This is a genomic window from Pseudophaeobacter profundi, assembly GCF_029697505.1.
Classification (GTDB): domain Bacteria; phylum Pseudomonadota; class Alphaproteobacteria; order Rhodobacterales; family Rhodobacteraceae; genus Pseudophaeobacter; species Pseudophaeobacter profundi.
Map to the genome: position 1 here is coordinate 109,172 of NZ_JARJEF010000009.1, position 19,080 is coordinate 128,251.

The window sequence follows — 19,080 nt, forward strand, 5'->3', positions numbered from 1 at the left end:
ATGGAAATTACTGCGGCAATGCACCGACAGGCCGATTGGGCCAGCGCCGACACGCCAGTCAGCGAGGTGGCAAAGATAATGCAGATAAACGATATAGGCGCGATTCCGATCGGCAAAGATGACAAGCTGGTCGGCATGGTCACCGACCGTGACATCGCGCTTCGGGTGGTTGCGGAGGGACGCAATCCGGCGAAAACAACCGCCGAGGAGATCATGACCAAGGGCATCGTCTATTGCCGGACGACCGAGACGGTGGAAGACACCATTCATCTCATGGATCAGAAGAAAATCCGCCGTCTTCCGGTCATCGACGATGACAAGCGGCTTGTGGGAATGCTGAGCCTCGGCGACATTTCCCACGCGGTCAGCAGGGAATTGTCCGGCGAGCTTCTGCATGCCGTGGCGGATCACCATCCCTGATCCGCAGCGCCTGCGTGCTCGATTTCCGTGATATCCGCGATACGGGGCCCAAAGATGCAGATTGAACCGATCATCTTCTATCACAATATTGATCACTCACCGGCGGTCGAGAACCTCGTGCGTCGGCGCATCAAGGCGCTGGAACGGCGGGATGACCAGCTCACCGGATGCGAGGTGACGATGGAGGCACCACAGAAAAGGAAACGGCACGGGCGCGTCTTCCAGGTACGGCTCAACCTGCATCTGCCCGGCCCGGATGTGTCGATTTCCCGGGAAAGCGCACAAGGCAGCGCGCAGAACGATTTGATTCTAGCCGTGAACCGCGCTTTCACCGCCGCCGAAAAGGCATTGAAAAAGCGCAAAAAGAAGATGGACGGTATTGAGGTAAAGCACCATCCGCCCGTGCATCACGGCAAAATCACCGAACTGGAGTCTGAGCTGGGATATGGCTGGGTCCAGGCCGATGATGGACGCAAGGTATATTTCCAGCGCGACAGCCTGACCTCTGACAACTGGGAGCGCCTGGACAAAGGCACCCGGCTCCGGTTTCGCGAGATGCAGGGCGACAAGGGCGCCTACGCCGCGTCGGTGACGATTGCAGATTGAGGGCAATCAGCAGTGGCGGAACCGCTGACATGCGAATAGCCACCGCGATCCGGGCCGACCTCTCGACATCATTCAGTGCGCGGGGCGATGGTTCTTCAACAGATCCTGCAGAGTGGCAAGGGCCTCGATTTCGTCTTCGTCCGCCACACGGGCCAAGGCTTTTGTGTCCCGGATCAAAATGCGGTTGGGTTCGAGAATGTCGATAACCCGTTGATCGTTGAGCGCATGCAGGGAGCGAGATATCGATTCCGGCCGTGTGCCCAGCAGATGGGCCAGATCGGCACGGCTGATAGGTATCTTGACCTCGATGCCCTGCGGACCTGGCTGCAGGATATGGTCGATATCGCGAAAGCGCGAACACATCAGGAGCAGGAATCCGGCAATCCGCCCGGCGATCTTCTGGTTAGACAGAATGATCAGCCACTCGCGCGCCCGATCCAGCTCATTGGTGATAGCCAACATCACAGCGCGTTCAAGGTCGGGCGATCGCGTCAGCAGGGCCTCGAATTCCGCACGGGGAAAGGCGCAGATTTCCGCGTCTGTCGCTGCCTCGATGGAAAACTCTGCCGCGCCGTCGAAAGCCCTTCCGAATGTGTCCCCCTCGACAAGAAGCCCGACGATATGCTCTCGCCCATCGGCCAAAGTCCTTTGAATTCGAAAAATGCCGGACTGAACGCAGCCGATGAAATCGCATTTCTCCTGCGCATGAATGACAGTTTGTCCAGCGCGATAGCTTTTCGAATGGCACATCGCGTTCAGCGCGTCCCGTGTTTCGGGGCGAAGCTGCGAAAACGCCATCGATCCAGACAAAGCCAGGCGCACCCCTTTGTGAGTCTTTTTCGTCATCCCCCCGTGCCCCCCAATTGTCAGACCAGTTCAACGAGTCGCGCCACCTTCGTGTTGATCACCAGTATTTGATCAGTACCATGATTCCGCCGCTACGACTACAAGTGGCAAACCGCTGAACCGGGGGCAGCGTTGACAGGTATCAATGACCTTTCGGTGCAAATCGGTTTCCATACCAGATGCGCAACCTGTGCACAGTGGAGGATGTGATGCGTCAAAAGACATGGGCCCTGATAAGTGATGGCGTCCGTGCCCGCATTCTGCGGCACCTCGAAGACGGCGATTCGCATGACCCGATAGAACTCGTCAGCAAGGCAAAATCGACGCGTCTGCGCGAATATCTCTCCGACAAGGCGGGCCGCAGCTTCGCATCGGGCGGCGAAGGGCGGCGCTCTGCCATGGAACCCGGGTCCGACCCGGTCCTGCGCGACATGCAGGATTTTGCGCGGGAAACCCTCAGCGTTCTGGAAGACAACTTTCGTGAGGGGCATCTGACCCGACTGGCGGTTTTCGCCGCACCAAAGATGCTGGGCATCTTGCGCCGAGAAATATCCGCCACCCTGAGTCGTGCCGTGATCCTCGAACGCGATCTCAATCTTATCAACCTGCCGGAGACGGATCTGCGCGACGCCGTACTCCGGGCAATTAGAAAGGAGCCATAGACATGATTCAGACTGCACGTGATTTAGGAATGGGTTTGCCTCGGCCCCGAACCGAGATCCACGCAGCATTCAAAGCGTGTCGCACATGCAAGTTACGCGGTTCTCAACTTTGCCGCATCATCAAGAATGAGCCTGTTTTCGGCACTCATCCGCCAATTCTGCGCCGTTTTGGCCGCGGAGAGCGAATCTTCGAACAAGATCAGAGCAGCGGCTTTTTCGGAATTGTCCGACGCGGGTATGCACGAAGATCAGTAATAAAGGTGAGCGGTAAACGCATCCTGGTGGGACTAGCGATACCCGGAGACATCGTTGGCGGGCTTCTCAGTCAGGAGCATGGCTATGATTTCGATGCCGCCACCGACATCGAAATCTGTTCTTACGACAGCGCGACGATCAAGCGGCAGCTGGAAATCAACCAGCCTTTCCGAAAGTCACTGCTGCAGGAAATGAACCATCAGCACCACCGACTTTTGGACGCGCTTTGGCACAATGGTTCGTTGACCAGCCGCGAGCGGATCATTGGCTTCCTCATCAGTGCAGTCGAGTTCATGCCGACCGAGCCGCTCCCCGATGGGAGCCTTATCCTGAGCATGGAACTCGACCGGGGCGACTGGGGGGACCTGACCAATACCGTCGTCGAGACGATCAGCCGGACGTTGCGATATCTGGAAGGGAAAAAGCTGATCACCTGCCTTACACCCTACCGGTTCCGGATTCACGATCTCGACTCGCTCGCGACCATTGCGGGCGTGGAACTGCCCGCTCGTCGCGTGGCAGAGGGTGACCACTCAAAGCGGATGGAAACCTGCTTCAGGTCGCTGAAATCTGGCCACCGGATGACCGCCGTCAATGCACTGGGGCACGGTGCAAATAGATTAAACGCTGTCATGAAACCTGTGTCCGTGCAGAAGCGCGGCCTTGCCAGAAGGAGACCTGAGGATGTCCAAGAAAAAGTCCGAGATTGAAGTTCGCAGAGAGACACCACCAGCGACCGTCGAGGGGTGGCCATCAATGCTTTCGCTCAGAAACGAGATTGATCGGTTGTTCGACGATTTCGGTACGGGGTTCTGGCGGCAACCGCTGCTGCCGCGCCGGGTCCATTCATTGTTCCCCGAAAGCGCTGAGTGGGCGCTGCAGCCGGCGACGGAGTTCGTGGAATGTGACGGTGAATACCGGGTCACGGCCGAATTGCCGGGCATGACCGCCGAGGACATCGACATCAAGCTGAGCGATGGAACGATGACCATTCGCGGTGAAAAATCGGAGGAAAAGAAAGAGGAGAAGGAAGACTACCTCGTCAGTGAACGCCGCTACGGGGAATTCCAGCGCACCCTTTCCATGCCCTCCGGTGTCGACGCCGATGCCGTTTCTGCAGATTTCGCCAATGGCGTGTTGACCGTGACGTTACCAAAGACCCCGGAAGCGAAACAGAAGGAACGCAAGGTGGATGTGAAATCCGCCGCCTGAAGCCAACGGCGCAGTCCAAATCCCCGCCCCCAGATGGAGGCGCATTCTTGCCCCGGCAGCCTTGTCCCTGATCTGTCCCTTGACTGCCTGCTGCCGGGGGTTTCTTTTTGATCGCCGCCTTGTGGATCTGACCGAAGGCCATGGGTGTCCATTCAGCCGTGGCCGAACCGAGGTTTTGTGCCACAGTGACAGCCAAGACGGCTGGCGCGCCAGTTTCTCAAGCCCCCCCCAATCCAGCAGCCAACCCAAATCAAAGAAAGGCCCGACCCATGCCCGCAGCCAACGTTTCGAACGTTAACCAGCAACCCGGTAGAACATGCTCCCGTTGCAGCGGGTATGACCTCATTGAATGCGAAACCACGACGTCAATCTGGAGCGGGGAAAAACCTTATGTAATAGAACGAATCCCCGCACTGCGTTGTGCAACCTGTTCAGAAGTCCTGATTGACTGCGAGACCGCAGAAACCTTGAAGCAGATCGGTCATGAGGTTCTGAACGGAGGCATGACCGGGCGCAAGATCGAGGTGCCGGTGATTACCTTCCCGGCGTCCGCCTTCTAAGCAGCGCGCATTTTTCCCACCACACCGACGACCTTGTTTTAGCCATGGGTTTTGGCGCAACGTGGGCAGACGGTGCAGAAGAAATAAATATCGCCGGGCGTTCATGCCCTCGCGCTGGCCTGTCGCGTATGCTTGATGCTGCCGCGGCAGACTTGCACGTGAACCTGGCGGGTCGATCCGTCGGTTGGAAACTCCACGAGCATCCCGTCTTCACCCTTCCCATCCTGCGTATTGGCAGAACTGCCATCCCTACAATCGACCTGCTGCACCTCTATCGCAATGGACCCGGCCTGTCCCCGCACCGTCGCGCGGTAACCGGTCCAGTCCGAAGGCAGGCAGGCGGCGATGTGCAAGGCGCCGCCCCGCAGTTCCAGACCAAGGATCCCTTCGACCGCCAGGCGCCAGCCCCAAGCTGCGGCGCCGGTATACCAGGTCCATCCGGCCCGACCTTCAAACGGGGCCGCACCACCTACGTCTGCCGGCATGATGTAAGGCTCACCGCGATAGTCGAGCACCCCCTCAAGAGTTGTGCTGCGCCGCGCGGGGTTGATCAGGTCGAATATCCGGTAGGCTTCATCGCCGTCGCCAATCCGCGCGAAGGCCAACCCGAACCACGCGGCCGCGTGGGTATACTGGCCACCATTCTCGCGGACCCCCGGCGGATAGGCGCGAATGTAACCGGGATCGCGTGGCGTCTTGTCGAAGGCCGGAGTCAATAGCCGCACAAGCCGGTGTTCGGGGTCGATCAGATGGGCGGCCGCCGACCGGAGCGCCTGTTCGGCGCGCGCCCGGTTCGGAGCGCCCGCCAGAACCGCCCAGGACTGGGCGATGCTGTCGATCTGACACTCGTCATTCTGCGCCGACCCCCACGGCACGCCATCATCGTCAAAGGCGCGAATATACCATTCGCCGTCCCAGGCGCAGGCTTCCGCAGCCCGCCGCAATTCCCCTGCACGCTTGCGCCAGAACCCTGCCTCATCCGCGCGGTCAGACAGATCGGCCAGATCGGCACAGGCATCGCCGCAATACGCCGCGAACCATGCCAGCCAGACACTTTCACCGCGCCCCCGGCAGCCAACCCGGTCCATGCCGTCGTTCCAGTCTCCGCTGCCGATCAGTGGCAGACCGTGCGCCCCCTTGGTCGCGCCGCGCTGCATCGCACGCAGGCAGTGATCAAGCAGCGTTGCCTTTTGTCCGATCTCGAACGCAGCATAGCGGTCCTCTTCGTCCTCGGCCAATGGCGGGGCGGAAAGAAAGGGCACCTGCTCGGTCAGGATGGATGTGTCGCCGGTGGCGCGGACATAGGCATGAGTGGCGTAGACCAGCCAGAGCATATCGTCCGAACAACGGGTCCTGACACCGCGCTCCTCTGGTGGGTGCCACCAGTGCAGCACATCACCCTCTTCAAATTGGTGGCCTGCGCAATCAAGGATATGGGCGCGCACGCGATGCGGCTCGGACAGCAGGAACGCCATCATGTCCTGCAGCTGATCGCGGAACCCGACGCCACCGCTGGCCTGCTGGAACCCGGCGCGCGCGAGGATACGGGAGGCAAAGGACTGATACGGCAGCCATCGGTTCACCATCAGGTCGAAGGCCTCGTCCGGTGTCTCGACCCGGATCGCGCCAAGACGGTGCTGCCAGACATCCGCCACAGCCTGCGTGGCCGCAGCCGCCTTTTCAGGTGACGCGAAGGTCTCGGCGAAGGTTTCTACCTCGGCCAGGCTGGTGGCAGCCCCGAGCACGAAGACCACCTTTTCCGTCGCACCCGGCGCGATATCAAGATGCAACTGGTAGGCTGCGCAAGCGTCCTCCACTGTATCTGTCCGCCCCCAAGGGCTCCACCGCCGCAGACCTTCGGGCAGTGCAGTACCGCCGGGGCCAAGAAAAGCCGCACGGTCACAGGTCATCGCATGGGCCTGTCGGCTGGCGGTCAGGAACGCGATCTGACCGGCAAAGGCCGGTGACCAGCCGCTTTGCGCGATCAGCGCCCGGGCCGTGTCGTGATAGCCTGTCCTGACATGCGGCTTGGCGATCGACGGCGTCGCCCCAAGTTGCCAGTCGGCATAACAGGTCGCAGTGATGCGCCGCGGGCGGTCGGTGGTGTTCGTCAACTCCAAGCTGATCAGCTTGACCTGCGCATCCTTTGGCACCGAAACCGAAAGCCGCTGTGTAAGCCCCTGCGAGAACCGCTGCCAAACCGTCTCGCCCGCCCGGTGCGTGGTGCGGCAGGGTGCCTGATCGCCCGCTGGCAACGGTGTGACCGTCCAGATCCGTGCGGTTTCTTCGTCTCGCAGATAGACCGCTTCCCCCTGTGTGTCTGAGACTGGATCGTTTGACCATGGCGTCAGGCGGAACTCCCCGCTGTTGAGGCTCCAGGTGAAACCCAGCCCAGATTCCGTGATGATCGTGCCAAACTTGTTGTTGGAAATGACATTGCACCACGGCACTGGGGTCTTCAGGCCCGGCTCGGTCTGTATGAAATAGTCCCCATTGTTGGGGATAAAGCCCCCGAGACCGTTGTCGAAAATCAGGTCTTTGGGCCCCTCAGAAGGCTCGAACGTCTCGGTCATCGGTTGGCCACCAGGGGCGAAGACCGGTGGTTTGACGTAGTTTTCCGGCGCTGTCGGCAGCGCCACATCCAGCGTTGGTGCAGCCCCATCAAGCGTCACCCGCGCAAGCGTTTCAAGGGCGCGCACCTGTGACCGCGAAATACGGTCAACGCTGTGCAGATGAATACCGCCGTCGCCGCCAATCCCCTCAGCGAGCCCGGCATCGCGAAGCGCATCGCGCAGTCTCGCGGCAATCGGCGCTTCGTAACTTGAAGCCTTCGTGCCAAGAACCACAAGATCGGACCGCAGGCCATTTCGTCTAAGCCAACGCTGCGCGCGCACAAGGAAGGGGAGAAGATCAGCCTTTTCTGCGCCCGCGACCCGGACCAGCATGATCGGGAGGTCACCAGAAACACCCAGCCCCCACAGGTCGGGTTGTCCTGATCCTGTGGTCTCTCCGTTCGCGGCGGTCCTTGCAGGCGGCCTAAGCAGATGGGTGGCCAGGCGCTGTGTTTCGGCCATTTCCGATGGTGTCAGCCCGACACGATTTGCCTCATCTGCGGCTGATCGGGCGGCATCCTCAAAGGCCCAGTCCAGTGCGGGAGCGGTCGCGTAGCGTTCTGCCGTGTCGATTGCCGCCTGCCGTGACCCGGCCGCAATCGTTAGAAAAGCGAATGTTGTACGCTGTCCCGGCGCAAGACTGGCCCGCGCCCGCAGCGCGGCAACCGGATCGAGAGTCCACCCTGTCGTCCCCGTCATTTCCGCGTTTGCAGCGGCGAGATAAGTTCCGTGGCGACCGACCAGCGCCCGCCTGTCCGTCTCGGTGCCCTCAAGGACCACGCCCCGGTCCTCACATAACAGCCGGTGCAGCATCACCGGCGGCGCATCTTCGGGTCGGCGTGGACGCCGGGTGAAATACACAGCGTTCATGTCCGACAAGATCTCGCTCCTGACGAAGAGCTTGCTAAAGGCAGGGTGGCGTTCATGCGCCGTATGCGGTGCAAGAACCGGTTCCGCATAGGTCGTGACGTCGATCACCCGGCGGCGGTCGTCATGATTGACCAGCGTAACGCGCCGGATCTCCACGTCATCGGCGGCAGCAACGCAAATTTCCTGTGTTGCGGCGATGTCATGGTGCTGCAGATGGAAGGACGCTTTTTCGGCGTGAAACATCACATCCATCCATTGTTCGGGCCTGCGCCGGAATTCCCATGTCGCGCCATCCTCGGCATCGCGTAGCAAAAGCCGCGCCGCGCCGTTGTCGCTGACAGGATTCCCGCCCCAGCTGGTTAGCGACTGCCCGTGCCGCCAGATGCTTCCCGTTGCTGCGCTCGACAGCCAGATTGACAGATGCCCGTTCCCGAGTGTGTGGACCTGCGGCGCATCTGTGTTCTCGGCGGGCCAGCCGTGCAACGGGCGAACGCGTCGTTCAATCTGCTCTGGAAGCGTCGAGCCTGCGTCTGGCAACGGCTCCGGTATATATTCCCACGGCACCCGTTCATGCATCAGCAGATCAATGGCGGAAATGCGCGGGTCCCGGCTAAAACGACGCACGAAAATACTGTCGTTGAGCGCGTTGCCAATGGCAGACAGAAGCATCCCCTGATGGTGTGCCATATAGGTGAAAACCGGCACGTGGGTGCCTGTTTCGGGCAACCGCGAAGGTGTAAAGTCAACGGCATCGTAGAATCCGTAGCGTCCCCGGATGCCGAGCGCCTCAAGCCTGCGTAGATTGCGCACGACGGCCCCCGGTCGGACCGACAGCGCAAGCGCACTGGCGTAGGGGGCAACAACGTAGTCCTCTGCAAGTCCCTGGCGCATGCCCAGCCCGGCCACGCCGAAGGCGCGATACTGGTAGTTCAGCGCCGTGTCCCGTGCGGAGAATGCAGCTTCCGACACCCCCCAGGGCAGACCGAGCCTGTCTCCGTAGCGACGCTGAATATCGACTGCGGCCTGCTCGCTCTGGCCCAGCAACTGACCCGGAGCACTGCGGATCAGAAGCGCCGGCATAAGGAACTCGAACATTGATCCGCTCCATGACAGGACCGTAAGTGGACCGGAGGACCGCGAGATCGGCCGCCCCAGATGGAACCAGTGTTCTGCCGGAACATCGCCTTTGGCGATGGCGACGAAACTGGCCAGCCGCGCCTCGGACGCGAGCAGATCGTAGCGGTGATCGTCCATCCGGTCGAAGCTGAGATTGTAGCCGATAAAGAACGTCCGGGTTTCCCGGTCGTAGAGGAAAGAGAAGTCCATTCCCATCGCAAGCCCGTCGGCCTTCTGAGCAAGGACCAACAGGTTGTCGCGCAAAGCCACCTGTGCGGACTGTCCAGCGGAAATGGCGGCCTGTAACTCTGTGCCGTCGACGCCGGTTTTCACAAGGTCTTCAATGCCGTCCTGCAGGCGTTTCAACGCATCCTCAAGCTGCGCGAGCGGCATGTCCGGACACAGCATTTTTGCGACTTCACCGGCGTGTTCCTCCAACTTCATCCACCCGTCGATCACCAACCACGGGCAAAGGGTGTCGAGATCACGCATGAAGCTTGCCGCGTGATGGCGGCTGCGCTCGAACCAGAAATGCAATTCTTCCGGATCGGCGCCAGGCGTGGCATCCAGGGCTTTCAGGATGGCCCCGGATAGCTTGGGCAAGTCTTCTTCAAGACTCCGACAAAGAGCCCTGCGCCACCCAGCGGGATCATCGCGAGCCGCTTCTGCTCTCTCGCAGAGGACGCGGATCCGCGCCCCTATCACTTGTGAATGTTCAGTCGGCAGATCGCCGGTTGCCTCTGCCAACACTCCAAGCGTGTCGATGAAGCCGTCCCAGAGGGAGCGCGACAGCGCCGGGCCATTCGCGACCTCGATAAAGCCTTCGCGCAGCGCCAGAAGTGACACCGAGAGGTTGCCACTGTCCACTGTTGAGACATAGCGAGGCTCCAGCGACAGAAGGGTGCGCGTATCGAACCAGTTCACGAGATGCCCTTGGTGGCGCTCGATCCGTTCCAGCGCCTCCAGCGTATACTCAGTCCGCTGCGCGAGGTCACGCAATCCGACATGTCCGAGATCAAGTGCCGTAATGGACGACAGGAATTGCATCCCGATATTCGTGGGCGATGATCGGTGGGCGATTTTCGCCTCGGGATCGGTCTGGTAGTTGTCGGGTGCCAACCAGTTGTCTTCAGGTCCGGCGAAGGTCTCAAAATAGGCCCATGTGCGCCGCGCGATGTGACGGAGCCAGACAACGTCAATGTCGGAAAGACTGTCCTCTGCGGGCTGCCATGGTCGACATATCAGGTAGGCGATTTCTGGCGACAGGATCCAGAGCACCAGCAGCGGCAGTGCGCCAGGCAAGGCGGCAGGTGCCAGGACGGCCAGTGTGATCGTGATGGCGAGACCAAGCAGGGGGGCGCCCGCCATGTCGATCCAGAAACGCGCCCGCGTATTGGCACCGGTTGCAGCAACATGGGCGGCGGTCGACCATTCCAGCATGTTGCGCCGCGACACGGTGAGCCGCCATACTGCACGACAGATAGCGTCGAGGCAGATGACGGCCTCATTCGCCATGAATGCGATTTCCAGAAGCCAGCGGCCCACGTGGTCACGCAGTTGTCGCCAGCGATCCTGCACAGCGCCGCGGCGACGCCCGCGCGATATTCCTGCGGCGATGTGGGTCACAAGATAGCTGCCGGGGGCTGCCACGGTCAGCAGTGTCCAGATCAGAGCCGCCTCGGGAATCACGAGCCAGCCGCACAGGGCAAGCAGCACAAGCGACGGAGCGATCAGGCTCCGGCGAAGATTATCAACGATCTTCCAACGATCGAGTGCAGACAGAGGATTGCGTAACCGATCACCGCTGCGCCCCGGTGCCTGTCGGCCAAGCCAGGGCAACAATTGCCAATCCCCGCGAATCCAGCGGTGCATGCGACGTGCAAAATCCGGGTAGCGCGCGGGAAACCCTTCATAGAGCACGAGGTCGGTTGCCAGAGCCGCCCGCCCGTGGAGCCCCTCGAACAGGTCGTGACTGACCAGCGCGTTTTCTGGAACCCGGTTCCTGAGGCTGCGCCGAAAGGCCTGTGCGTCATAAGCCCCCTTTCCGGTGAAAATCCCTTCGCCGAAAAGGTCCTGGTAAACGTCGGATACCGCACGGCTGTAAATGTCGATGGCAGTGTCGCCTGTGTAGAGCCGCGTAAACGGCGAAACGGCCCCCGCTTCGGGGGATATTTCGATCCTGGGCTGGATGAAGGTGTAGCCCGCGATGACACGCTCTCCATCCTTGTCGAATTCAGCGCGATTGAGCGGATGCGCAAGCGCGCCAATAAGGCTGTGTACCACGCCCGGGGGCGCAATTGTGTCGGCATCAAGCGTCACGATATACCGCGCGGCGCGCAACCCTTCGACATCCCCCTCGGTCAGGGGGAAGGCATCCGTGCCCCCGTCATCCAGGAAGTCATTGAACGCCTCGATCTTGCCGCGTTTGCGCTCCCATCCCATCCAGATGCCGTCCACCTGGTTCCAGCTGCGTCGGCGATGCAGCAGGACGAAGGGCGCGGTTTTCTCGTATCGGCGGTTCAACTCCCGGATACCGTCGACAAGTGCCGCCTCAAGCGCCTGGTCCCCCTCCGTTACTTGTTGCGTGGCATCGGCAGGATCGCTCAAGAGCGCGTAGCGCATCTGTGGATCCGGGTTCGTCAGCATGTGACGTTCAATCTGCGCAAGAAGGGGAGGAACCTCCTCGGGGCTGCGGAAGATGGCCGGGACGATAACGGCTGCCTCGACACCTTCGGGCAGTCCCTTTTGGAAATCCATCTTGGGCAGCCCCCGCGGCGGCACGGTCTGCGTGACAAGCCAATTGGTCACCGTCACCGCAATGATCAAAGCAGGCATCAGCAGCAGCAGACCACCAAGCGCAAGAGCAATGCCGCTTGCACCCCAGGTGATGAGCAGCGCAAACGGTATGGCAAACGCCAGTGCGGCAACTCCGACAAGGCCCGTGACATAGACCCATCCCGGTCGGCGCAGCGCCAGGCGGCGAAAGGCTTCGGTGCGCTTGCCCCGATAGCCCCTCAGCGCCTCGAACTCGGCACGGCCACCATCGACCAACCACCATCCGATATGGTTCTGGCGTGGCGATCCCGTATGGTCGCGCGACATGCGAACCGCCTCGCGCGCGATGTCCGGCTCAGACTGTCCGGTCCCATCGGCAAGAACCTCGATCGCCTGCCGATACCGGTCTCGCGTGTCAAAATCCATCTCGGGGTATAGCCCGTCGGGTGACCTGCGCAGGATTGCCTCGACATGACTTGTGGCTTCGACGAATGCTTTCCAGTCGATCCGCTCAATTGCGGCAAGCGCCACAATCGCCCGCGACAGGGCGTCGGTGGGATCACGCTCTTGCCAGTTCTCGGGTCTGTCCAACCCTTGCATGGGCGGCGCGAGTTCCGGGACAAGACAACAGAAGGTCGTCACGATTTCTTCAAGCGCCACGAGCCGAAGCATCACAGGGAATGCCCAAAGTTCGGCGAGGGAGAGCCCTTCCTCGCCTTGGAACTTGTTCACGAAAGCCGTCGCAGTCGCTGCGTCGATCTGCGCGTGTGTTTCATCAACGTAGCTGCGAGCTGCAAGAAACGCACGCGGCCCGCCCCATGCTTCCGACATGGCGGATCGGGCGAGACGGCGATAGAAAGTCGGCGGCATATCTTCACGCACCTGACGCACCGCCCGACGCACATGATACTCGTTATCAAGGAGCCACTCTGCCGCCTTCGAGGCTTCGGGCGGTGGCGCCCGGCAGATGCGCCGCGCCTCATCCAGCCAGGCGGGAATCTTGTCGAGGTGCTTCCATACGGGTACGGCCCTCGCGGGGCCAGGATCCACGCAATTGTGCTGTATTTGGGTTTCGGACGCAGTGGCGACCTGCTCTTGCAACTGCGAGGCGGGCGGCGTCACGGCTCTTGCCGCAAGCCAGCGGGCCATCTCGGTGTTGTACCGCCAGCGCGATGAGTGCTCATCTCCGCGTTCCTGATCAGCAGAACTGGTGTCACAGCACGGGAGAGCAGATATTCTGCGGTGCTCCCGATGGGCAGATCCGGATCGTTTCCCAGCCCGCGGGCCGAAAGGACCACCAGCTCGCCCCGTTCCTCGCAAATCGCCTTCATCAGGGCTCGGCGTGGCTCATCTCCGCTGAGCCGACGGACACGGTTGCCGTGTCTGTGGGCGGGGAGCAATCGACGCAAACGCTGAATCCGATCTTCGGCCGTGCGTGCTGCCTCATCCTTGAGTTCACGCCAGAGCGCCTCATCCCCCTGTCCCGTCCGTCCAGTGCCGAACCCGCCGACATGCGAAACTGCGTGAAGGATGACCAGTTCTGCCGCGCGGATCCGCGCAATCGCGGCGGCGAAGCGAAGCGCGGCTTCCGACAGCGGCGAACCATCCATTGGGACTATGATACGGCGCCTCCTTGAGGGCTCACCTGCTATTTCGTCGGGAACGAGCAGAACCGATCCATGAAAGACCTCTGCAAGATGCCTGGCCGTCCCACCCAGGCCCCATCGGCTCGGCGGTCCGAAAGTCCCCGTGCCCAAGACCAGAAGATCCACATCGCAGCGCAGCGCCTCTTCGTGGATGCACCGCGTTGCTGAACCGCACGCCACAATCGCACGTATCTCGGTGGTCGCCCCGGCCATGTCGGACATACGCAGAAGATCGGCAATCTCATCTCGTTTGGTCAATTCCCAGTCGATCGGATCGGCGCAACGAAGCGTGGACGACACCGCGGGCACAACCCGCATGGCTGTCAGGTCAGCCCCCGTCTGGTTCGCCAGCAATACAGCTTGTTCCAGTATGCGCGCGGCATCAGGGGACCGGTCGAGACAAACCATCACATGGCGTAACAGGCGAGCGTCGCTCGCCTGCCCATGTGGCCGGTCCACGATGGTCGACCCGGAATGAATATCAGGCATGGGCAACCTCCCGTCCATGAGACGCTAAGTTATTGCTTGAAGCTTGGGCCTATATGCTACCCGCACAGGCCAAGCGTTCATTGACGGGGCGCAATTCGCCCGCCTTGCACCTGACACAATCATAGCGCGACCAGAGAGGTCTGATGTCATTGATAGCTGTCAATGAAATGGCATGGGCTGTGTTTAGAATAGCCGTGCTGGTGTGTGCAGATCTTGCTGTGATGTTTCGCCCGAACGCATTGTCGCGTGAGATCATTTCAGTGGGCGGCTCAGATACTCGGTCTGCGTCTTGAAGCACGACGCGTGAACACTGTTCAGCTGTCTTTGACGGGACGAGGTTCGGACAACACACATGCGAGGCAGAGTTGAAATCGCGCAAGGAGGCGCTGGACGATGCAATCAACACCACGAAGGCCGCAGTGGAACAAGGCGTCGCCCGGCGGTGGCCTCGCGCTTGTCCACGTGATCGAAGCCGTCAATACGGTAGCAAAGCAGATGGACGGCGACAAACCCGCGCGTCAGGCGCTTGACACTTATGCCTGATCGCACCGCAATCGACATGCCGGTTGTACCAGAGCAAAACAGATTGCTTGCTGCGAGCTTGAACGAATACGCAGACCTGTTGGAATCCCAGGGCGACGATGGGTTCCGGGTCAAGGCCTACCGCACCGCCGCCCGCGAAATCTCCACGCTTTCTGATCCCCTCCAGCACCTTTTCGAAACCGGCGGCGCAAAAGCGCTCGTCGCGTTGCGCGGAATCGGACGCAGCATCGCCGCAGCAATCATCGAGATGTTGACAACAGGGCACTGGCAACAGCTCGACCGCCTGAAGGGCCGCCTGACGCCAGAAGCCCTGTTCGCATCCATTCCCGGCATCGGCGAGAAACTTGCCAGACGCCTGGTCGATACGCTGGACATCGAAACGCTGGAAGATCTGGAAGCCGCGCTTCATCTTGGCGAAACACCTGTCCCCGGCATCGGGCCAAGGCGGCGGACCGCCATTCTGGCAGTGCTTGGTCAAAGATTGGCGCGACGTCGCCGAGCGGATACGACGGCGCATGGCGGTGATGAGCCACCGGTTTCGCTTCTGCTGGATGCAGACGATCTCTACCGCGCACAGGCCGAAGCCGGAGATTTGCAGCGCATAGCACCGAAACGCTTCAACCCAACCGGTGAGGCCTGGCTGCCGATCATGCACACCCGGCGCGGTAACTGGCACCTGACCGTGTTGTACTCGAACAGCGCGCGGGCACATGAACTGGATCGCACCCGCGATTGGGTCGTGATTTATTTCCAGGACGCCGACGGTCCCGAGGGGCGCTGCACCGTGGTGACCGAACGGACGGGTTCGCTGGCCGGAATGCGTGTCGTCCGCGGTCGTGAGAACGAATGCAGACAGCACTACGAGAAGTCCCCGGCCAGCGTCGCTGCCCGGCTGTCAAGAACACGCCACCCCTGAGCCCCGGCCGCCTCACCGCAGGCCCGATCACGGGTCAGGACCGGGACCACGGCAGCGCAATAGCGCCGAGGGCCAAGGCCGTGATCAGCGCGACAACCGCGCAGATCAGCGTGCTCAACCGCGCGAATGACCCGGCAAGTCGCCGCGCCATTCAGTTTGACATGGAACGCTCACCGCACCGCCAGATGATCGATGACGTTTGTCACCCCGGGGGCCGCCCAGGCCGCGCGCTCCGCACTCTTGCGTTCGCCCAGATAGCGGACTTCCCCCTCAAGCGTTACGGTGCCGTCATGAACCGCCACCCGGATCCCCGAGGCATCGAGTTCCGCATCGCGCACGAGGGTCTTCTTGATCCGCTCCGATACGTCCGAAACCTTTACAGAAGGGCGAACCTTGAGATGGTTGTTGATGCCGGTTACCCCCGTCATCCGACCGATGACACGCTCTGCGGCATCAGCCTGATATCGCCATTCCACATTCCCCTCGAGGGTGACCCGGCCCTTGGCGACGGTGACATGGATTTTGTCTTCCGGCACCGATGTGTTCCACCTTAGCGAATTGGCGACGCGTTTCGCGATCTCATCGTCAGCTGTGATGTGGGCGCCAATTGGCCGGACCTCGATTTCATCAGCAATCGCACGAACGCCAACGACGGTTTCAACGATATCCCGCGTCGTAATCTTGTCGCTATAGGTGCGCACATGCCCTGTCAGCGTCACGACACCCTGATCGACCGCCACGCCAATGTCAGCGGCATCAATGCTGGGCTCGAAATCAAGTTCGTCGATGATGTCTAGTCGTAGTTGCTTGTCAGTCATTTCTTCCTCCACTCTGAAAACCACATCGAGCAAGATATCTTTGCGGATTTCTATCGGCATTGATGGCTCGCAACGACCGTAGCAAAATGCGCTGGACGAGGACCTGACGGGAGTGGGAAAGACTTGGGGTTGGGTGCTATGAAGTCGTGGCTATTCAAATAGGAAGACCGCCACGGATCCACAAATTGCTATTGAAACGACTATTACAGGCGGCAGGAACCGATCTCATCTGGTTGGTCGCCGAATTGGACACCTGACTGGCCAAACCGAGGGCGACATCCGCACGAATCTGCACGCCGCCTGCGCATGATCGCGGTTAGCGACTGGTGCCGTATCCGTACGTTTGGGCCAAAGCTAGCCCTATGCTAAAGCCCAGCCACCCCGGTGAGGGTAAGGTCGGCCACCAGGTCTGCATAGTCTTCGCGGGCTTTTGATCCCGCGCCTGAATTCCACATGTAGTACCAGTTGAGCATGCCAAAAACTGACATGGTCGTGGCGCGTAGCTTGCTGGGGTCCTTGGCAAATGCTTCGGGTGCGACGGTCTGCAGCGTATCGCTGAGAAACTGCACCAATGCGCGCTGATAGGCCCGCAACAGTTTCTGCTGCTCTTCCGGCAGGGCCCCCATGGCGTTGGACTGTACTTTATGCTCGTCGTCCGCCCCCTGATAGGCCAGCAGGATTTCGGCCACCACCCGTCGCAGGCCGTCTTCAGGGGACAGGCCTGCAACGTCAACGCCGCAGACCCGGTCCCGCAGATCGCGCAGATAGGTTTCAAGCAGGCCGAAAAGCACGGCATCCTTGCTGTCGTAATAGTGATAGATGTTCGCCTTGGAGATCCCGCATTCGCGCGCCAGCTGGGTCATCGAGGCGCGATCATACCCTGCCTCGGCAAAAACCCTGGCGGCAGATTTCAAAATCTGGCCGCGCTTTTCGTCGTGATCTTTTGCAATCGTGCGGGCCATGGGCTCACATCTCTCCCTGTCTGTTACGCGTCGCGCTTGTCGATGACGCGCTTGGCCTTGCCCTGGCTGCGCTCTACTGTGCCGGGGTCGCCGACAATGACCTCTGTCGAGACACCAACCATATCTTTGATCCGCTTGGTCAACATCCGCGCGGCGGCGGTTTTGGACAGTTCATCTGCGGCCTCTGATGTGGCCTCGACAAAGACCCGCATCGCATCCATGCGGCCCGCCTTGTACAGCTCGATCTGGTAGTGCGGTGCCAAGCCGCCGGTGGCCATCAGCTGTTCTTCGATCTGGCTGGGGAAGACATTCACCCCGCGCAGAATGATCATGTCATCCGAACGGCCGGTGATCTTTTCCATCCGCCGCATCGTGCGCGCCGTCCCCGGCAGCAGCCGGGTCAAATCACGGGTGCGGTAGCGCACCATCGGCAGGCCTTCTTTTGTCAGGGTGGTAAAAACCAGTTCGCCCATTTCACCATCCGGCAGCACCTCGCCGGTCACCGGGTCGATGATTTCCGGCAGGAAGTGGTCTTCCCAAATGACTGGCCCGTCCTTGGTTTCCACGCATTCGCTGGCCACGCCCGGCCCCATGATTTCGGACAGCCCGTAGATATCAACTGCGTGCATGTCAAAGGCCGCTTCAACCTCGCGGCGCATGGCATCCGTCCAGGGTTCGGCGCCAAAGACACCCACCTGCAACGAGCTGTCGCGCGGATCCAGGCCGATTTTATGGTATTGTTCCAGAATGTTGAGCATATAGGACGGAGTCACCATGATGCCATCGGGCTGGAAATCAGTGATAAGACCAACCTGTTTTTCGGTCTGGCCGCCAGACATAGGCACCACCGTAGCGCCAAGGCGTTCGATCCCATAATGCGCCCCAAGACCGCCGGTGAACAACCCATAGCCATAGGCGTTGTGCACCATATTCCCTTTGCGCAGGCCCGCCGCACGCAAAGATCGCGCCACCAGATCAGCCCAGTTGGAGATATCGGTTGCGGTGTAGCCTACAACAGTCGGCTTGCCCGTGGTGCCTGATGACGCATGCAAGCGGATAATTTCCTCGCGCGGCACCGCAAAAAGCCCAAAGGGGTAGTTATCGCGCAGGTCGTTTTTATAGGTGAACGGGAATTTCGACAGATCCGACAGCTGCTGCAAATCATCCGGGTGCACCCCAGCGGCATCAAAGCGCTCTTTGTACATGGGCACATTGTCATAAGCGTGGCGCAGCGACCACTGCAGCCGCTTTAGCTGTAGCGCGCGGATTTCATCAATCGAGGCAATCTCGATTGCATCAAGGTCGGCCTTGTTGGGGGTCAAATCTTTCATGGCGTTCTCCTCACCTATTCGTCAAACAACTGGCCCTTGATCGCGCGCGAAAGCCCGCGAAAGGCGGCGATCATCTCGCCGTTCTGATTTTCCACTGCCACATCATAGATGCCACTGCGCCCGGTCAGCGAAACCTCTGTCGCGCGGGCGATCAGCCGATCGCCCAGCCTTCCAGCGGCAGTGAATGTGATAGAGTTGCTTTGCGCGACAGTTGATTGATTGCGGCTGTTACAGGCAAAAGCAAAGGCGCTGTCGGCCAACATGAAAGTCACGCCGCCGTGGCAAATGCCATGGCCGTTGCAGTGATGCGCCTTGATCGTCAATTCCAGCGTGGCGCGGCCCTCGTCCACTTCTACGATCTCCATCCCGGCCCATTTCGAAGCCGCATCGCTGGCCCACATTGCCTCGGCGGATTTTTCGGCGCGTTGCCTTGGTGTCAGA

Annotated in this window: 14 protein-coding genes; 7 read left to right on the forward strand and 7 right to left on the reverse strand. The window is 60.6% G+C overall.

Annotated elements, in window-relative coordinates; all coding sequences use genetic code 11:
• Together P2081_RS14860 and P2081_RS14865 are read left to right on the forward strand one after the other, a co-directional pair.
• Window positions 1-420, forward strand: coding sequence for a CBS domain-containing protein (locus P2081_RS14860; protein WP_278923649.1), 420 nt, complete (start codon window positions 1-3; stop codon window positions 418-420).
• 54 nt (window positions 421-474) lie between these two features.
• Window positions 475-1,026 (forward strand): HPF/RaiA family ribosome-associated protein, encoded by a 552-nt coding sequence (locus tag P2081_RS14865; protein ID WP_278923650.1) that lies wholly within the window; start codon window positions 475-477, stop codon window positions 1,024-1,026.
• Between the two features lie 72 nt (window positions 1,027-1,098).
• Here the strand turns inward: P2081_RS14865 and P2081_RS14870 are convergent, their stop codons facing one another.
• A complete protein-coding gene (locus P2081_RS14870; protein WP_278923651.1) occupies window positions 1,099-1,872 on the reverse strand; it encodes a Crp/Fnr family transcriptional regulator in 774 nt (257 codons plus the stop codon).
• Between the two features lie 209 nt (window positions 1,873-2,081).
• Between P2081_RS14870 and P2081_RS14875 the strand changes: the two genes are divergently transcribed.
• The 3 genes from P2081_RS14875 to P2081_RS14885 are packed head-to-tail and all read left to right on the forward strand — an operon-like array spanning window position 2,082 to window position 4,001.
• The gene (locus P2081_RS14875) at window positions 2,082-2,534 is read left to right on the forward strand and encodes a host attachment protein (RefSeq protein WP_278923652.1); all 453 of its coding nucleotides are present in this window, start codon (window positions 2,082-2,084) and stop codon (window positions 2,532-2,534) included.
• A 2-nt stretch (window positions 2,535-2,536) separates the two neighbouring features.
• The gene (locus P2081_RS14880) at window positions 2,537-3,499 is read left to right on the forward strand and encodes a Crp/Fnr family transcriptional regulator (RefSeq protein ID WP_278923653.1); all 963 of its coding nucleotides are present in this window, start codon (window positions 2,537-2,539) and stop codon (window positions 3,497-3,499) included.
• Window positions 3,474-4,001 carry an Hsp20/alpha crystallin family protein gene (locus tag P2081_RS14885; RefSeq protein WP_278923654.1) on the forward strand — a complete coding sequence of 176 codons (528 nt, stop codon included), beginning with the start codon at window positions 3,474-3,476 and terminating at the stop codon, window positions 3,999-4,001. The genes P2081_RS14880 and P2081_RS14885 overlap by 26 nt, the downstream gene beginning before the upstream one ends.
• Window positions 4,002-4,662: 661 nt before the next feature.
• On the opposite strand, the gene P2081_RS14890 is transcribed toward P2081_RS14885, so the two are convergent.
• The gene (locus P2081_RS14890) at window positions 4,663-13,083 is read right to left on the reverse strand and encodes a GH36-type glycosyl hydrolase domain-containing protein (RefSeq protein WP_278923655.1); all 8,421 of its coding nucleotides are present in this window, start codon (window positions 13,081-13,083) and stop codon (window positions 4,663-4,665) included.
• On the reverse strand, window positions 13,053-14,069 hold the full coding sequence (locus P2081_RS14895; RefSeq protein WP_278923656.1) for a universal stress protein: 1,017 nt from the start codon (window positions 14,067-14,069) through the stop codon (window positions 13,053-13,055). Before P2081_RS14895 ends, P2081_RS14890 begins: the two co-directional genes overlap by 31 nt.
• A gap of 393 nt (window positions 14,070-14,462) precedes the next feature.
• Between P2081_RS14895 and P2081_RS14900 the strand changes: the two genes are divergently transcribed.
• A complete protein-coding gene (locus P2081_RS14900) occupies window positions 14,463-14,612 on the forward strand; it encodes a hypothetical protein (protein WP_278923657.1) in 150 nt (49 codons plus the stop codon).
• A complete protein-coding gene (locus tag P2081_RS14905) occupies window positions 14,605-15,528 on the forward strand; it encodes a helix-hairpin-helix domain-containing protein (RefSeq protein ID WP_278923658.1) in 924 nt (307 codons plus the stop codon). The genes P2081_RS14900 and P2081_RS14905 overlap by 8 nt, the downstream gene beginning before the upstream one ends.
• 170 nt (window positions 15,529-15,698) lie before the next feature.
• On the opposite strand, the gene P2081_RS14910 is transcribed toward P2081_RS14905, so the two are convergent.
• The 4 genes from P2081_RS14910 to paaI form a co-directional block, all read right to left on the reverse strand.
• Complete coding sequence (locus tag P2081_RS14910; RefSeq protein ID WP_278923659.1) at window positions 15,699-16,346, reverse strand: BON domain-containing protein; 648 nt, start codon at window positions 16,344-16,346, stop codon at window positions 15,699-15,701.
• A gap of 365 nt (window positions 16,347-16,711) precedes the next feature.
• Window positions 16,712-17,308, reverse strand: a complete 597-nt coding sequence (locus P2081_RS14915; protein ID WP_278923660.1) for a TetR/AcrR family transcriptional regulator — start codon at window positions 17,306-17,308, stop codon at window positions 16,712-16,714.
• Between the two features lie 23 nt (window positions 17,309-17,331).
• Window positions 17,332-18,639, reverse strand: a complete 1,308-nt coding sequence (gene paaK, locus P2081_RS14920) for a phenylacetate--CoA ligase PaaK (RefSeq protein ID WP_278923661.1) — start codon at window positions 18,637-18,639, stop codon at window positions 17,332-17,334.
• 14 nt (window positions 18,640-18,653) lie between these two features.
• A complete protein-coding gene (paaI, locus tag P2081_RS14925; RefSeq protein ID WP_278923707.1) occupies window positions 18,654-19,079 on the reverse strand; it encodes a hydroxyphenylacetyl-CoA thioesterase PaaI in 426 nt (141 codons plus the stop codon).
• Window position 19,080 lies beyond the last annotated feature (1 nt).

What these genes read in the sequence shown, in the direction of transcription:
- P2081_RS14900 (WP_278923657.1), top strand. Translation starts at nt 14,463, where the DNA reads ATGCAATCAACACCACGAAGGCCGCAGTGGAACAAGGCGTCGCCCGGC.
- P2081_RS14880 (WP_278923653.1), top strand. Translation starts at nt 2,537, where the DNA reads ATGATTCAGACTGCACGTGATTTAGGAATGGGTTTGCCTCGGCCCCGA.
- paaK (WP_278923661.1), bottom strand. Translation starts at nt 18,639, where the DNA reads ATGAAAGATTTGACCCCCAACAAGGCCGACCTTGATGCAATCGAGATT.
- P2081_RS14905 (WP_278923658.1), top strand. Translation starts at nt 14,605, where the DNA reads ATGCCTGATCGCACCGCAATCGACATGCCGGTTGTACCAGAGCAAAAC.
- P2081_RS14875 (WP_278923652.1), top strand. Translation starts at nt 2,082, where the DNA reads ATGCGTCAAAAGACATGGGCCCTGATAAGTGATGGCGTCCGTGCCCGC.
- P2081_RS14860 (WP_278923649.1), top strand. Translation starts at nt 1, where the DNA reads ATGGAAATTACTGCGGCAATGCACCGACAGGCCGATTGGGCCAGCGCC.
- P2081_RS14895 (WP_278923656.1), bottom strand. Translation starts at nt 14,069, where the DNA reads ATGCCTGATATTCATTCCGGGTCGACCATCGTGGACCGGCCACATGGG.
- P2081_RS14910 (WP_278923659.1), bottom strand. Translation starts at nt 16,346, where the DNA reads ATGACTGACAAGCAACTACGACTAGACATCATCGACGAACTTGATTTC.
- P2081_RS14885 (WP_278923654.1), top strand. Translation starts at nt 3,474, where the DNA reads ATGTCCAAGAAAAAGTCCGAGATTGAAGTTCGCAGAGAGACACCACCA.
- P2081_RS14890 (WP_278923655.1), bottom strand. Translation starts at nt 13,083, where the DNA reads ATGGCCCGCTGGCTTGCGGCAAGAGCCGTGACGCCGCCCGCCTCGCAG.
- P2081_RS14870 (WP_278923651.1), bottom strand. Translation starts at nt 1,872, where the DNA reads ATGACGAAAAAGACTCACAAAGGGGTGCGCCTGGCTTTGTCTGGATCG.
- P2081_RS14865 (WP_278923650.1), top strand. Translation starts at nt 475, where the DNA reads ATGCAGATTGAACCGATCATCTTCTATCACAATATTGATCACTCACCG.
- P2081_RS14915 (WP_278923660.1), bottom strand. Translation starts at nt 17,308, where the DNA reads ATGGCCCGCACGATTGCAAAAGATCACGACGAAAAGCGCGGCCAGATT.